The following is a 13704-nucleotide window of genomic DNA, read 5'->3' as shown; positions in this document are numbered from 1 at the left end:
TGGTACGCTTTGTGTTCTTTATGAAATAAAGTTTCCTTAAAACTGTGCTACTTCAGTAGAATCTTTCATGGCTGTTGTAGAAGATTTTCCAGTTGTAACGGTGTTTTGAACCGCATCAAAATAGGATGTCCCTACAAAACCTTGGTGTTTTACTGCTTTGAAACCGTGTTTTTGCAATGCAAATTCTCTTTCCTGTAACTCAGAATATCCAGCCATGCCTCTTTCTTTGTATGCTTTAGATAGTTCGAACATACTTGTGTTTAATGCATGGAATCCAGCCAAAGTGATAAATTGAAATTTGTATCCCATTGCAGCTAAGTCTTCTCTGAAAGTTTCCATTTCGCCAACAGATAATTTAGCAGCCCAGTTGAAAGATGGCGAGCAATTGTACGCTAGCATTTTGCCTGGAAATTGTTTATGGATAGCGTCGGCAAATTGTTTTGCGTAAGCCAAATCAGGATTACTGGTCTCCATCCAAATCAAATCAGCATACGGAGCATAACTCAATCCTCTATCAATTCCTTGTTCAACGCCACAATTCACATAGAAAAATCCTTCCCCCGTTTTTTCTCCAGTAATGAATTTTGTATCTCTTGGGTCAATATCACTTGTCAATAAGTTCGCCGCATCAGCATCTGTACGAGCAACAATTAATGTTGGCGTCCCCATTACATCGGCTGCTAATCGTGCGGCAATCAATTTATTGATGGCTTCTTGTGTTGGTACTAATACTTTTCCGCCTAAGTGTCCGCATTTTTTAGCAGAACTCAATTGGTCCTCAAAGTGAACGCCCGCTGCGCCCGCTTCAATCATCGATTTCATTAATTCGAATGCATTTAAATTACCTCCAAAACCAGCTTCGGCATCAGCAACAATAGGAACTAAGTATTGTTTCTTTTCGGTCGTTCCATTTACAACTTGTATTTGATCGGCACGTAATAGCGCATTATTGATTCGTTTTACAACCAACGGAACGCTGTTTGCAGGATATAAAGATTGGTCAGGATACATTTCGCCGGCAACATTTGCGTCAGCGGCAACTTGCCATCCGCTCAAATAAATCGCATCTAATCCAGCTTCCACTTCTTGAATCGCTTGATTTCCGGTAAGAGCACCAAGTCCGGCAACAAAATCCTGAGAATTAAGTTTTTTCCATAAATTATTGGCGCCAATTTTAGCAACGCTGTGTTCTATAACATAAGAACCTTGCAATTTTACAACTTCTTCAGCTGTATATGGGCGTTCAACTCCTTCCCATCTTGGGTTTGTTATCCAATCTGTAACTAATTCCTGAATTCTGGTTTCTGTTGTTTTCATACTAATTTATATGGTTTGTTTGGTTTATTTTTATTTTAGATATATTGATAACCTGGAATGGTTAAGAATTCGATAAAATTATCGTTTACAACAAGCTTGTCCAGTAGTTGTTCCGCTACTCTGTATTTCTGTTTTTCATGATTTTCATCTCCAACAGTTTTTCTTATTTTTTCAAATTCCTCCATCGCTATTCTGTGATAATATTTTTCGTTTAATACTTTTTGATTATCCAAAACCACTTCGTTTTTGAGCCATTGCCACAATTGTGATCTGGAAATTTCGGCAGTAGCGGCATCTTCCATTAAATGATGTAAAGCGGCAGCACCATGTCCGTTGAGCCATGAAGCGATGTATAAAACGGAAATGCTAATGTTTTTTCTAACACCTTCCTCTGTAATCGTTCCTTCTGGCGTTTCCAGTAAATCCTTTTCACTAACGTGTACGTCGTCTCTTTTTACATGAATTTGATTTTTCGTTGGCATGTATTTGTCGAATACTGTCATGGCAATTGAAACCAAATCCGGATGTGCTACCCAAGTGCCGTCATGTCCATTTTTCACTTCACGTTCTTTGTCGGCAATTACTTTGTTGAAAGCAATTGTATTGGCTTCCTCATCATTTTTTATCGGAATTTGAGCTGCCATTCCTCCTATTGCATGTATGTTGCGCTTGTGGCATCTTTGAATAACCAGTTGTGAGTATGCGCTCATAAATGGAGAAATCATTGTTACCTGATCTCTATTTGGAACAATAAAAGAGGGATTATTTCTTAGTTTTTTGATGTAAGAAAAAATATAATCCCATCTTCCGCAATTAAGACCTACGATATGATCCCTCAATTCGAAGATTATTTCGTCCAATTGAAAACTGGCAGTTATCGTTTCGATTAAAACCGTTGCTTTGAAAGTCCCGTTTTGTTCTCCTAAATATTCTTGTGCAAATTCAAAAACTTCATTCCACCACCTTGCTTCTAAATAATGTTCCAGTTTTGGTAAATAAAAATAGGGTGCAGTTCCATTTTTTGTCAGTTCTCTGTGATTATGAAAAGCGTACAAACCAAAATCAACAAGGGAACCCGAAGCTTGTTGACCATCAATCAAAATATTTTTTTCTGATAAATGCAATCCTCTTGGACGAACAATTAAAACGGCAGTATTTTCATTTAAAGAATATTTCTTGTTTTTTAAAGGATCATCTAAAGTGATGGTTTTATTTACTGCATCTTTCAGATTTTGTTGTCCAGTCATTAAGTTGCTCCATGTAGGGGAAGTGCTATCTTCAAAATCGGCCATAAAAGTTTTTGCTCCAGAATTAAGCGCATTGATGACCATTTTTCTATCAACAGGACCTGTTATTTCCACTCTTCTGTCTAATAGATCTTTTGGAGTTGTGGCTGCTCGCCAATTGCTTTCTCTAATGCTTTTTGTCTCGTTTGGAAAACAAAGCAAAGCGCCAGTATCAAATTTGACTTGTTGTGTTTTTCTTTCTTCTAATAACAAAAGTCTTTTGTTATTGAATTTTTGATGCAATTCAGTTAAAAATTCAATGGCTTCATCCGTCAATATTTCAGGATAATGTTGATTCGTTTCAGTAGAAAACTGGAACTCTCTTTCGGTTGTTTGTGCTTGGTGTATCATGGTTAATATGTTTTACATGACAATATTATAAAAAAGTTTTTTACAAAACAAGCGAACGTACGCTAAAAATGTAAAAAAATATTTTTTGCCTTTTTTGTTTTTTAGCGTATCTTTGATTCTATGAATATAGAAAAGGATTATATCAAGTTAATTTTTGGCCTAAAACTCAAGCAGGCTCGAACAAGTAAGAATTTGTCACTATTTGGTTTGGCTAAAATTACCGACCTTTCAAAATCGTATTTAAACGAAATTGAAAAAGGAAAAAAATATCCTAAAACAGACAAGATTATTCTTTTGTCGGAAAAATTAGATGTTTCATACGATCATATGGTATCTTTAAAGCTGGATAATAATCTGGCTCCTATAGGTGAAATCTTAAAATCGGGAATTCTAAAAGAAATTCCTTTAGAAATTTTTGGGATTCAAGAAAACGATCTTATTGATATTATTGCCAATGCACCCGCTAAAGTGAATGCATTTATAAGTACGATTATTGAAATCGCACAGCATTATAATTTAACCCGTGAAAGCTTCTTTCTAGCCGCATTGCGTTCGTATCAGGAAGCGCACAATAATTACTTTGAAGATTTAGAATTAAAAGTGTTGCAATTCTCTAAAGCGTTTCACGTAAATATTGACGCTAAAATTTCTATTGAAGAATTATCAGCTATATTAATTGAAGAATATGGCTATACCATTAATGAAATTATTTTTTCGGAACAAGAAGAATTGGGTGATTTAAGGTCGATATTCGTTCCTAAAAGCAAGACTTTATTGCTTTCGTCAGATATTGACGAACCTCAAAAAGCTTTTATTCTAGCAAAAGAGATTGCCTATAATTACCTTGAAATCACCGAAAGACTATACACATTCAGTTGGATAAAATTTGACAATTTCGACCAGGTACTTAATAATTTTTACGCTTCTTATTTTGCCGGAGCATTACTTATTCCTAGACAAAAACTGATTGATGAGTTGAATTTATTTTTATTAAAAACAGATCCACAACCGCAAGAAATGATTGAGCTTATGGGGAAATTCAATGTTTCGCCTGAATCTTTCTATCAAAGACTGACGAATATTTTACCAAAGGACTTTCAGCTAAAAAACCTGTTTTTCCTTCGGTTGTCTCATAAAATTGGCGCGGAAACCTATCAAATTAAAAAAGAATTACACATTACCAATCAACAGGAGCCGCATGCTAATGAAATGAATGAGCATTATTGCAGAAGATGGGTATCAATCAAAACCATTGAGAATGCAATGAGACAAAATAAAAGTCACTTCTTTGATGCGCAAATTTCGCGTTATGATAATAGCAATAATGAGTATTTAGTATTTTCTTCAGCGACTTTAGATCCTTTCAAAAAAGATTGCTTGAGAAGTATAACTGTGGGCATATTGATTACGCCAAGTGTCAAGAAAAAATTTAAATTCATTGACAATAAATCCATCCAAAAACAAATTGTTGGGGTGACTTGTGAAACTTGTGCGGTGAAAAATTGTTTGGAAAGAGCTTCACCTCCAATTCAGTTAGAGCAAAAGACTCGAAATGAAAACACAGATTTAATTGTACAACAATATATGAGCAAATTCAGTTAAACGGATACTCTGTTTAAGTAAAAAGCACCGAAAGTTCAAGTATGAATTCTCGGTGCTTTTTTCAATAGGAATATAAATCTAATCAACCCATTTGTAATAACGCGCGCCAATTAAATTAGGAATTTCATTTTCAATTTGGTCTAAAACCCACTCCTTTTTTGGAGTTTGAATGCTGATTTTTTGTTCCTTTTTATGTAGTTTACTATATGTTTCGAAATCAATTTCGAAGCTTTTTTCTATCGTTTCAAAAAGGTTTATACCAGCAATTGCTGATTTCCAATCAGCTTGAATCGTTCCTTCAAAAACTTTCGATTTTGACCCGCTACCGTAAGCCAAAAAACCAAATTTACTACCGCTTATTTCTTTTTCAGTATCATAAAAATGTGCCAAAGTCGAAAGCAATCCCATAAAAATGGAGCCAGTATATAAATTACCTATTAAAGAAGAAGCAATTTCTGCCGGCATTAATTTTTCATTAACAAATTGTTTGTACGCTTCAGATTTACTAATTTCTTTCAGCTTATTTTGGTATTCCGAAGCATCTTCGTCTCCGGATATTATTTTATTGGAAGCATCCAAAGCATAAATTTCAGACAACATTCGGCGTCCTTGAAAAGCATAAGGCAAATGCATGACGATACTTTTCCAGGAATCATAAACAGTTTCGGTGGTGTTTCTTAATTTTTTGAATGAAAAATAAGCGTCTCTTGTTCGATCCATGTAACATTGATTCGAATATTGCCCGTCAAAAACCGGTTGGTCTTTGTGGATTTCAACTTCACTTTCTAAATTTTCAAACCACGATTCGTTATTTACGTTTCCTGTAATTGCTGTTTTTGAAATCGTTCGGTACGGTTTGAAAAAGTCGAAAACTCCTTTGGTGCTGGTTGCCCAATTGTTTTCGAAAGCAATAATTCTTGGATTTGAAGTAATCAACATTGCTAAAGCACCTGCACCTTGGGTGTATTCTCCGGTAGAGTTTAAATCGTATTTCGCAAAATCAGTAGTAATAACAATTGCTTTTTTGGTTGGGTTTAGAGTGACGAAATCAATGCAGTTCTGCATGGCATCAACTCCGCCAATACAGGCAAAAGTAAAGTCAACTACATCACATTCTGATAAAGTGTTTTCTCCAAATTTTTGTTCCATCAATGCAATTAAAAACGAGCTTATTGGTTTTGAGCTGTCAATTGCACTTTCGGTTCCTACGTAAATTCGTGCGATTTCGTTGAGATTGATGTTGTTGTCTAGAATTAATTTTGTCAACGCATTGGCGCCAAAAACTACAGTATCTTGATGTGTGTCCGGCAATGTCATTTTGATTAAACCCAAACCTTTTTCTAATTTTTCAGGTTCAATATTTCTGGCTTTCGCCAAAGTTTTAATAGGTAAATGTATTTTAGCAACATCAAAAGAGATGGAATCAATTCCTGTTTTCATTATTGAATTTTTAAAGTGTAAAGTTAAAAACGCATTGTCAAGCTGCAATTATTTTAGGGATATAAAATGATAGCATTTGTCGTTTTTATTGATTTAGAAATAAATAATAATAAAAATTATAGAATCAGTAATTTTAGCCTGTTTGCAGATTGATTTTCACTCAATTTCGTTACGTCTTATTTAAGATTTTTTTCTTTTTTGTTTAACCGTTTTTCAGACTATTTTTTCAATTTTGTTTGATTTTTAAGGATTTCTTGGTATTTTGTGTAAAACACTTTAAAATCATTATAAATAACAACGAAAAGGTTGTAGTTACTGTCTAATTGCTCTATTTTTGTAGAATTTTTTAAAACAAATTATATAAAACTTATGGCAAAATCTGCATTATTGAAATCGTCAATAGCAAAAAAAGTAGCTATGGCACTTTCAGGACTTTTTTTGATGTTGTTTCTAGCACAGCATTTTTTTATCAATATGACATCGGTCTTTAGTCCCGATACTTTTAACTCGATTTCCCATTTTATGGGAAATAATCCATTAGTTCAATTCGTAATTCAACCAATCTTAATTGTAGGTGTAGTTTTTCACTTTATTATGGGTTTTGTTTTGGATTTTAAAAACAGAAGCGCCAGACCAATTGCTTATGCAAAGGATAACGGAGCTGCAAATTCTTCTTGGGCTTCAAGAAATATGATTATTTCGGGTTCAGTAATTTTGGCATTTTTAGGATTGCACTTTTATGATTTCTGGTTTCCGGAAATGGTGTACAAGTATGTAGAATGTAATCCGTTAGATGAAACAAGGTATTTTCATGAACTAGTTGCGAAATTCGAAAGCCCGGTTCGTACAGCATTATATAGTTTGTCTTTTGTATTGCTGGCTTTACACTTACAACACGGATTTAGTTCTTCTTTTCAATCTGTAGGATTCAATAATAAATATTCTAGAGGATTGAAAAATTTCGGATTAGGATTTGCTTATGTAGTTCCTATCGGATTTATTTTTATTGCACTTTTTCATCATTTCAATCATTAATATTCAATTATAATGGCATTAGATTCAAAAATTCCAAATGGTCCAATTGCGGACAAATGGACAAATTATAAAGATCATATTAATTTAGTAAATCCTGCTAACAAACGTAATTTAGACGTTATTATTGTTGGTACAGGATTAGCTGGAGGTTCTGCTGCTGCAACATTGGCAGAATTAGGATATAACGTAAAAGCATTTTGCTTTCAAGATTCACCACGTCGTGCGCACTCAATTGCTGCACAAGGTGGAATCAACGCTGCAAAAAATTATAAAGGAGACGGTGACTCTGTTCACAGATTGTTTTACGATACAGTAAAAGGTGGCGATTATCGTGCTCGTGAGGCTAACGTACACCGTTTGGCTGAAGTTTCGTCTAATATTATTGACCAATGTGTGGCACAAGGTGTTCCATTGGCTCGTGAATATGGCGGATTGTTAGATAACCGTTCTTTTGGAGGAACTTTGGTTTCTCGTACATTTTATGCACAAGGGCAAACAGGTCAACAATTGCTTTTAGGTGCTTACTCAGCAATGAACCGTCAAATTGGGCGTGGTAAAGTAAAAATGTACAACCGTCACGAAATGCTGGATTTAGTAGTCGTAAACGGAAAAGCAAGAGGAATTATCGCTCGTAACTTAGTTACCGGTGAAATAGAAAGACATTCTGCTCATGCTGTTGTTATTGCTTCTGGAGGATACGGAAACGTTTTCTTCTTGTCAACCAATGCAATGGGATCTAATGCTACTGCAGCATGGAAAATCCACAAAAAAGGAGCTTTCTTCGCAAATCCTTGCTACACACAAATTCACCCAACTTGTATTCCGGTTTCTGGAGATCACCAATCGAAATTGACATTAATGTCAGAATCATTGCGTAATGATGGACGTATCTGGGTTCCTGCAAAATTAGAAGATGCGCAAGCGATTCGTGAAGGAAAGAAAAAAGCAACTGATTTATCAGAAGGCGAAAGAGATTATTTCTTAGAAAGAAGGTATCCTGCTTTTGGTAACTTAGTTCCTCGTGATGTAGCTTCACGTGCTGCCAAAGAAAGATGTGATGCTGGTTTTGGAGTAAACAAGACAGGCGAAGCAGTTTATTTGGATTTTGCCGCAGCTATTCAACGTTACGGAAATGAGCAAGCGTATGTAAAAGGATTAGATACTAAGGATACTAAATTAGTAACTAAATTAGGTACTGAACTTGTAAAAAGTAAATACGGGAACTTGTTCCAAATGTATTATAAAATTGTAGATGAGGATCCTTATACTTCTCCAATGATGATTTACCCTGCGGTGCATTATACAATGGGAGGTACTTGGGTTGATTATAACTTGCAAACTACAATTCCGGGTTGTTTCTCCATTGGAGAATCAAACTTCTCAGATCACGGAGCCAACCGTTTAGGAGCTTCGGCTTTGATGCAAGGTTTAGCTGATGGCTATTTTGTATTACCTTATACAATAGGTGATTATTTAGCTCCAGATATTAAAATGGGAACAATATCCACAGATTTACCTGAGTTTGTAGCTGCTGAGAAAGCGGTTAAAGACCAGATCGATAAATTCATGAACAATAACGGAACTCATTCTGTTGACTATTTCCACAAGAAATTAGGAAAAATTATGTGGGATAAAGTTGGAATGGCCCGTAACGCTAAAGGACTTAATGAAGCAATAGTAGAAATTGCTGCTTTACGTGAAGAGTTTTACAAAGATGTTAAGGTTCCAGGAACTGATAAAGGATTCAATCAGGAATTGGAAAAAGCGACTCGTGTTGCTGATTTCCTTGAATTGGGAGAATTGTTCGCTAAAGACGCCTTACATCGTAATGAATCTTGTGGAGGACATTTCCGTGAAGAATACCAAACAGAAGAAGGTGAAGCGCAACGTGACGATGAGAATTTCGCTTACGTAGCGGCATGGGAATACACTGGAAAACCAAGTGAAGCTGTTTTGCATAAAGAGCCGTTGGTGTTTGATAACGTGAAATTAGTTCAAAGAAGTTATAAATAGTATTTCGAGAAAAGTCTTGAAGATTACTCTTAATACTTAATACTTAAAAAAAGATGAAACTTACATTAAAAATATGGCGTCAGAAAAATGCCGCTACAGAAGGAAAAATAGTAGAATATCCTATAGATCATATTGAACCAGATATGTCATTTCTTGAAATGCTTGACATTTTGAATGATGAATTAATCATGAAAGGGGATGAGCCTGTAGCATTTGACCACGATTGTCGCGAAGGAATTTGCGGAATGTGTTCTTTGTATATCAATGGAGAAGCTCACGGGCCAGACAGAGGTGTTACAACGTGTCAATTGCACATGAGAATGTTCAAGGATGGCGATACCATTTTTATTGAGCCATTTAGAGCAAAAGCATTTCCAGTAATTAAAGATTTAGTTGTCGACAGAAGTTCTTTTGACCGAATTCAACATGCTGGTGGATTTATATCTGTAAATACATCTGGTAATACAATTGATGCAAACACAATTCCAATTAACAAGAAAGATGCTGATACTGCTTTTGATTCAGCTGCTTGTATAGGTTGTGGAGCTTGTGTTGCGACTTGTAAAAACTCATCGGCTATGTTATTTGTCGCTGCAAAAGTGTCTCAATATGCTTTGTTACCACAAGGAAGAATTGAAGCTACTGACAGAGTTTTAAATATGGTTAGCCAAATGGATGCTGAAGGTTTTGGTAACTGTACCAATACTGGAGCTTGTGAAGTAGAATGTCCAAAAGGGATTTCTCTTGAAAACATTGCTCGAATGAACAGAGAATATATGTCTGCAAGCTTGAAAGGATAAAACCTAATAAATCTAATTAATAAACGCATTCAATGTAAAAGTTGAATGCGTTTTTTTTTATCTTTATAAAAATGATTTCAAATGAAAATTGCACTTATACAATCATCTTTATATTGGGAAAACCCAAAACAAAATCGAGACTATTTCGAAGAAAAAATCAATACAATTAATGATGATATTGATTTGATTGTACTTCCGGAAATGTTTACATCCGGATTTACTATGAATCCAGAAAATGTTGCGGAAACGATGCAGGGTGAAACGGTATCATGGCTTAAAGTGTTGGCGAAAGCCAAAAACAGTGCTATTACAGGAAGTTTAGTTATAAAAGAAAACAGTAATTTCTATAACAGAATGGTATTCGTTTTTCCATCAGGAGAAATCCAATTCTATGATAAAAAACACTTATTTACTCTGGCAGGAGAAGATAAAGTGTACACTAGCGGAACCCAAAAAATCATTGTAGATTATTTAGGTTGGGAAATTTGCCTGCAGGTATGTTATGATTTAAGATTCCCGGTATTCTCCAGAAATTCAGAGGATTATGATTTGCTAATTTATGTTGCAAGTTGGCCAAAAATAAGAATAAATGCTTGGGATGCATTACTTAAAGCGCGTGCAATAGAAAACATGTGTTATACGATTGGGGTCAACAGAATAGGCGAGGACAATAATGGATATCAATATACCGGACACTCACAAGTGGTTGATTTTCTTGGAAATTCTATGGTTGAACCCGCAGAATCTGAAAGTATTTTCTATGCTGAATTAAATAAAGAAAAAATGATGTTGACAAGACAAAAATTAGGTTTTTTGAATGACAGGGATGCTTTTGAAATAAAAGAATAAAATATTTGTGCATGATTAACGATTTTTGATTTCAGATGTTGTAGAAATCAAAAATCGTTAATCATCATTCTAAAATCCCTACTTTTTTATCCGTTTTCTTTTTGGGTTCAGGAATGTAAGGAAGACTCAGATCAAATACTTGGTTTACATCCCAGTTAGCGCGAACATCTATTTCTTTAGAAAAATAGACCACTTCCTCCGCTTGACGTTTTTCTAAATAATTTCCCGAATCCCATTCTTTGTTTTTGTTTTCATCATAAATGGCTCTAAGAGTATAAAGCGCAGGTTCAATTAGGTTGAAGTCAATTGTTGTATTTTTTTCAGTGTATCCAGTAGCTAAAACTTCTCCTTTTGTATTGGTCAATTCTACAATAACAGGAAATCGTTTTACATTTTGTAAAGACACACTTAGATTTCCATAATCAGCAGTATTTTTTGTAGTTACTTTATAAGTCAACGTATCATTTGATTTTTCAAAAAAATCAGTTAGTGCGCCAGGCAGAATGGAAATAGTGTATTGTTCTGAAGGTTCTTTCTGAAAATCGAAATGCAGTTTCTGATTAAATTCGTCATATTCAGTAGTAAAAGGGATTGAGGTCTCCCCTTTGTTAATTAATTTTATTTTAGAATTATCAAAATTCACTAATGGCGTAGCAGTCTCTAATGTGAATCGATCTCTCAAATTTAATACACCACTTTGTACAGCACTTATATTTAGAGTATCCTTTTTCTGGTCTTTAATTTTGAAGCTGAAATTTACGTTGTATTTGTCTTTGGCTACAGCCAAAGCTAACGAATCTGCTTTTATGGGTTTGTACCATATTTGAAGGGAATCCTTTTTAGGCAATTGTGTAACAATTGTAGATAGTCCCGAAGCTTCGGAATCATTATTGTTCTTCAAGGTTACTTTTGGTCTTTCATTTACTGAATTCACTTTTCCTTCGTAACCCATAATTAATCTATTCCCGGATGCCTGACTTGGTTTGTAAGCCTTGAATCCCAGAACTTCCCTGAATAATGCTAATTCATAAACCGTGTCATTTGGAATAGTGATAAATTGTCTGTTAAATCCAATTTTGTCTTTTTTTGGATTAAATTTATTATTGGTATTGTAGTCTTTCATTGCTACAAGAAGGTATTTTCCGGCTTTTAAATTCTCTAAACGAAATGTTTTTAGACTGTCTAAGGTATTTGTTATGTATCTGGGGTTTTTATTATACACAATTGAATCCTTAAAGTTGTCATTTATTTCATACAACATGACTGAAACGAATGATTCTACTTCTTTGTCATAAGCATCTTTTACAGTTCCGCCGAGAGACAAAGAATCAATATAGTCACCGGTTGAAAACACATATTTGAACTGACTAAATGGATTTCCTTCGTTATTATCAGCTATACTCTGACCAAAGTTGAAGCTGTAAGTCGTGTTGGGCTGCAGCGTGTCTTTTATTTTAATTGTAATAAATTTACTGGCAGTGGTAGGTAAAATCAAAGGTTCATTTTTCATTGGAGGTGAAATAATCAACTGCTTGTTTAGGTTCCTTAATTTGATATTTTCGTCAAACACTAATTTAATTTCGTCCCCTTTAAAATTAGTATTGAAATTTTTTGGGAAACTCATTTTTAAAACGGGTGCAAGAGTGTCTTTTAAGCCGCCGGTAATAGTTCCTCTTTTCGCGCAACCCATCATTATTAAAAGCAACAGCAAAGAAATATATTTTAAATTGTTTTTCAACATATCAAATCAAAATTAGAATTTACAAAATAACAATTATAATTAATGTAATCGAAACTTTTTATCGAATTATTATGAGGTATTTAACTAGGCTAATTTTTATAATTCTTCCTGTTTTTTATGATTTTTAATGTTTAATTTTACATGGCTTTAAGGCTGGTGAATTTTAAAAAATACAATTTTTCTGTCTTTAAATTTTATAATTAATTTTCAGTTGAATATTTAAATAATGAGAAAAATAGAACATATAGGAATTGCGGTCAAAGATTTAGGAGTGTCAAATTTAGTTTTCGAAAAACTCTTTGGTGTTCCGGCCTATAAATTTGAAGATGTGGAAACTGAAGGGGTGACAACCTCTTTTTTTATGAATGGACCCAATAAAATTGAACTTCTTGCCGCAACCAACCCAGAAAGCCCCATTGCCAAGTTTATAGAAAAAAAGGGAGAAGGAATTCATCATATCGCTTTTGATGTTGAAGATATTGTTTCAGAAATAGCGCGATTGAAAAAGGAAGGGTTTGTAGTCTTGAATGAAATTCCAAAAAAAGGCGCTGATAATAAGCTAGTTGCATTTTTACATCCAAAAAGCACTAATGGTGTTCTAATCGAACTATGTCAGGAAATAAAATAATTTAATGCAGATAAATGGGGTAGTATTCTAATATTCAGTTGGTTTCTGTTTGAAATAAGTTAATAATTGAACTATATTAAAATCTAAGTCAAAAATATTTGGAGCAAATGAAAAATAGTGGTAATATTGCACACTCTTAACCGGTCCTATAGCTCAGCTGGTTAGAGCACCTGACTCATAATCAGGTGGTCCCTGGTTCGAGCCCAGGTGGGACCACACTTTAAGTTTAAAAAGCCTCTCAAGTAATTGAAGGGCTTTTTTTATAAGAACATAAAAGACATATTTCATATAAAAAAATCATACTTTTGTAACGATTACAGTTGTTTTTGTTAGAGAGATTTTTTACAAAAAAAATAAATATCAAATAAAATATTTTTTTTAAGACTTATTGATTTTTTATTTTTGAAAATTATGAAGACGGTGCTAAACAGATTTTATTTTATATTCATTATCTTTTTTGGGATTATGGATGTTTTTGCTGGCAAGGGTTCTGGCACAGGTCCTCCTGCGCCTACAGCTAAATCTTCTGCGGTTAATGAGTTTGGTCCGCCTCCGCCTCCCGGCTTACCTATTGATGAAAATATTTTTATTTTAATGATAATTGCAATCTTATTTGGCATTTATATCATTTATAGCTTTAAA

The 13704-nt window shown here is 34.3% G+C and carries 11 protein-coding genes and 1 tRNA gene; 7 read left to right on the top strand and 5 right to left on the bottom strand.

Features of this window, described 5'->3' with window-relative positions; translation table 11 throughout:
• Positions 1–36 precede the first annotated feature (36 nt).
• Both aceA and aceB read right to left on the bottom strand, forming a co-directional pair.
• Entirely contained in the window at positions 37–1317 is a 1281-nt protein-coding gene (aceA, locus tag ACM55F_RS07250; protein ID WP_416853134.1) for an isocitrate lyase, read from the bottom strand.
• Positions 1318–1352: 35 nt separating this feature from the next.
• The gene (gene aceB, locus ACM55F_RS07245; protein WP_416853132.1) at positions 1353–2954 is read right to left on the bottom strand and encodes a malate synthase A; all 1602 of its coding nucleotides are present in this window, start codon (positions 2952–2954) and stop codon (positions 1353–1355) included.
• Between the two features lie 120 nt (positions 2955–3074).
• On the opposite strand from aceB, the gene ACM55F_RS07240 reads away from it, so the two are divergent.
• Complete coding sequence (locus tag ACM55F_RS07240; RefSeq protein ID WP_416853131.1) at positions 3075–4556, top strand: helix-turn-helix domain-containing protein; 1482 nt, start codon at positions 3075–3077, stop codon at positions 4554–4556.
• A gap of 78 nt (positions 4557–4634) precedes the next feature.
• On the opposite strand, the gene ACM55F_RS07235 is transcribed toward ACM55F_RS07240, so the two are convergent.
• Complete coding sequence (locus ACM55F_RS07235) at positions 4635–5996, bottom strand: hydroxymethylglutaryl-CoA synthase family protein (RefSeq protein WP_416853130.1); 1362 nt, start codon at positions 5994–5996, stop codon at positions 4635–4637.
• Positions 5997–6365: 369 nt separating this feature from the next.
• Between ACM55F_RS07235 and ACM55F_RS07230 the strand changes: the two genes are divergently transcribed.
• The 4 genes from ACM55F_RS07230 to ACM55F_RS07215 all read left to right on the top strand — a co-directional run bounded on the left by ACM55F_RS07230 (position 6366) and on the right by ACM55F_RS07215 (position 10693).
• Complete coding sequence (locus tag ACM55F_RS07230; protein ID WP_416853129.1) at positions 6366–7031, top strand: succinate dehydrogenase cytochrome b subunit; 666 nt, start codon at positions 6366–6368, stop codon at positions 7029–7031.
• A 12-nt stretch (positions 7032–7043) separates the two neighbouring features.
• On the top strand, positions 7044–9044 hold the full coding sequence (locus ACM55F_RS07225) for a fumarate reductase/succinate dehydrogenase flavoprotein subunit (protein WP_416853128.1): 2001 nt from the start codon (positions 7044–7046) through the stop codon (positions 9042–9044).
• A gap of 53 nt (positions 9045–9097) precedes the next feature.
• Positions 9098–9844, top strand: a complete 747-nt coding sequence (locus tag ACM55F_RS07220) for a succinate dehydrogenase/fumarate reductase iron-sulfur subunit (protein WP_416834584.1) — start codon at positions 9098–9100, stop codon at positions 9842–9844.
• An 81-nt stretch (positions 9845–9925) separates the two neighbouring features.
• Positions 9926–10693 (top strand): amidohydrolase, encoded by a 768-nt coding sequence (locus ACM55F_RS07215; protein WP_416853127.1) that lies wholly within the window; start codon positions 9926–9928, stop codon positions 10691–10693.
• Between the two features lie 64 nt (positions 10694–10757).
• On the opposite strand, the gene ACM55F_RS07210 is transcribed toward ACM55F_RS07215, so the two are convergent.
• Positions 10758–12434: an Ig-like domain-containing domain gene (locus ACM55F_RS07210; RefSeq protein ID WP_416853126.1), complete on the bottom strand. Its 1677-nt coding sequence runs from the start codon at positions 12432–12434 to the stop codon at positions 10758–10760.
• 226 nt (positions 12435–12660) lie between these two features.
• Here ACM55F_RS07210 and mce point away from each other — a divergent pair, with 226 nt between their 5' ends.
• Both mce and ACM55F_RS07200 read left to right on the top strand, forming a co-directional pair.
• Positions 12661–13062 (top strand): methylmalonyl-CoA epimerase, encoded by a 402-nt coding sequence (gene mce, locus ACM55F_RS07205; protein ID WP_416853125.1) that lies wholly within the window; start codon positions 12661–12663, stop codon positions 13060–13062.
• Between the two features lie 142 nt (positions 13063–13204).
• Positions 13205–13278, top strand: a tRNA-Ile gene (locus tag ACM55F_RS07200).
• A 218-nt stretch (positions 13279–13496) separates the two neighbouring features.
• Here the strand turns inward: ACM55F_RS07200 and ACM55F_RS07195 are convergent.
• Entirely contained in the window at positions 13497–13682 is a 186-nt protein-coding gene (locus ACM55F_RS07195) for a hypothetical protein (RefSeq protein WP_416853124.1), read from the bottom strand.
• Between the last annotated feature and the right edge of the window lie 22 nt (positions 13683–13704).

This window comes from Flavobacterium melibiosi (genome assembly GCF_048158545.1).
Taxonomy (GTDB): domain Bacteria; phylum Bacteroidota; class Bacteroidia; order Flavobacteriales; family Flavobacteriaceae; genus Flavobacterium; species Flavobacterium melibiosi.
The sequence above is the reverse complement of the archived record's forward strand: the minus strand, read 5'-3'. Positions and strand labels throughout refer to the sequence as shown.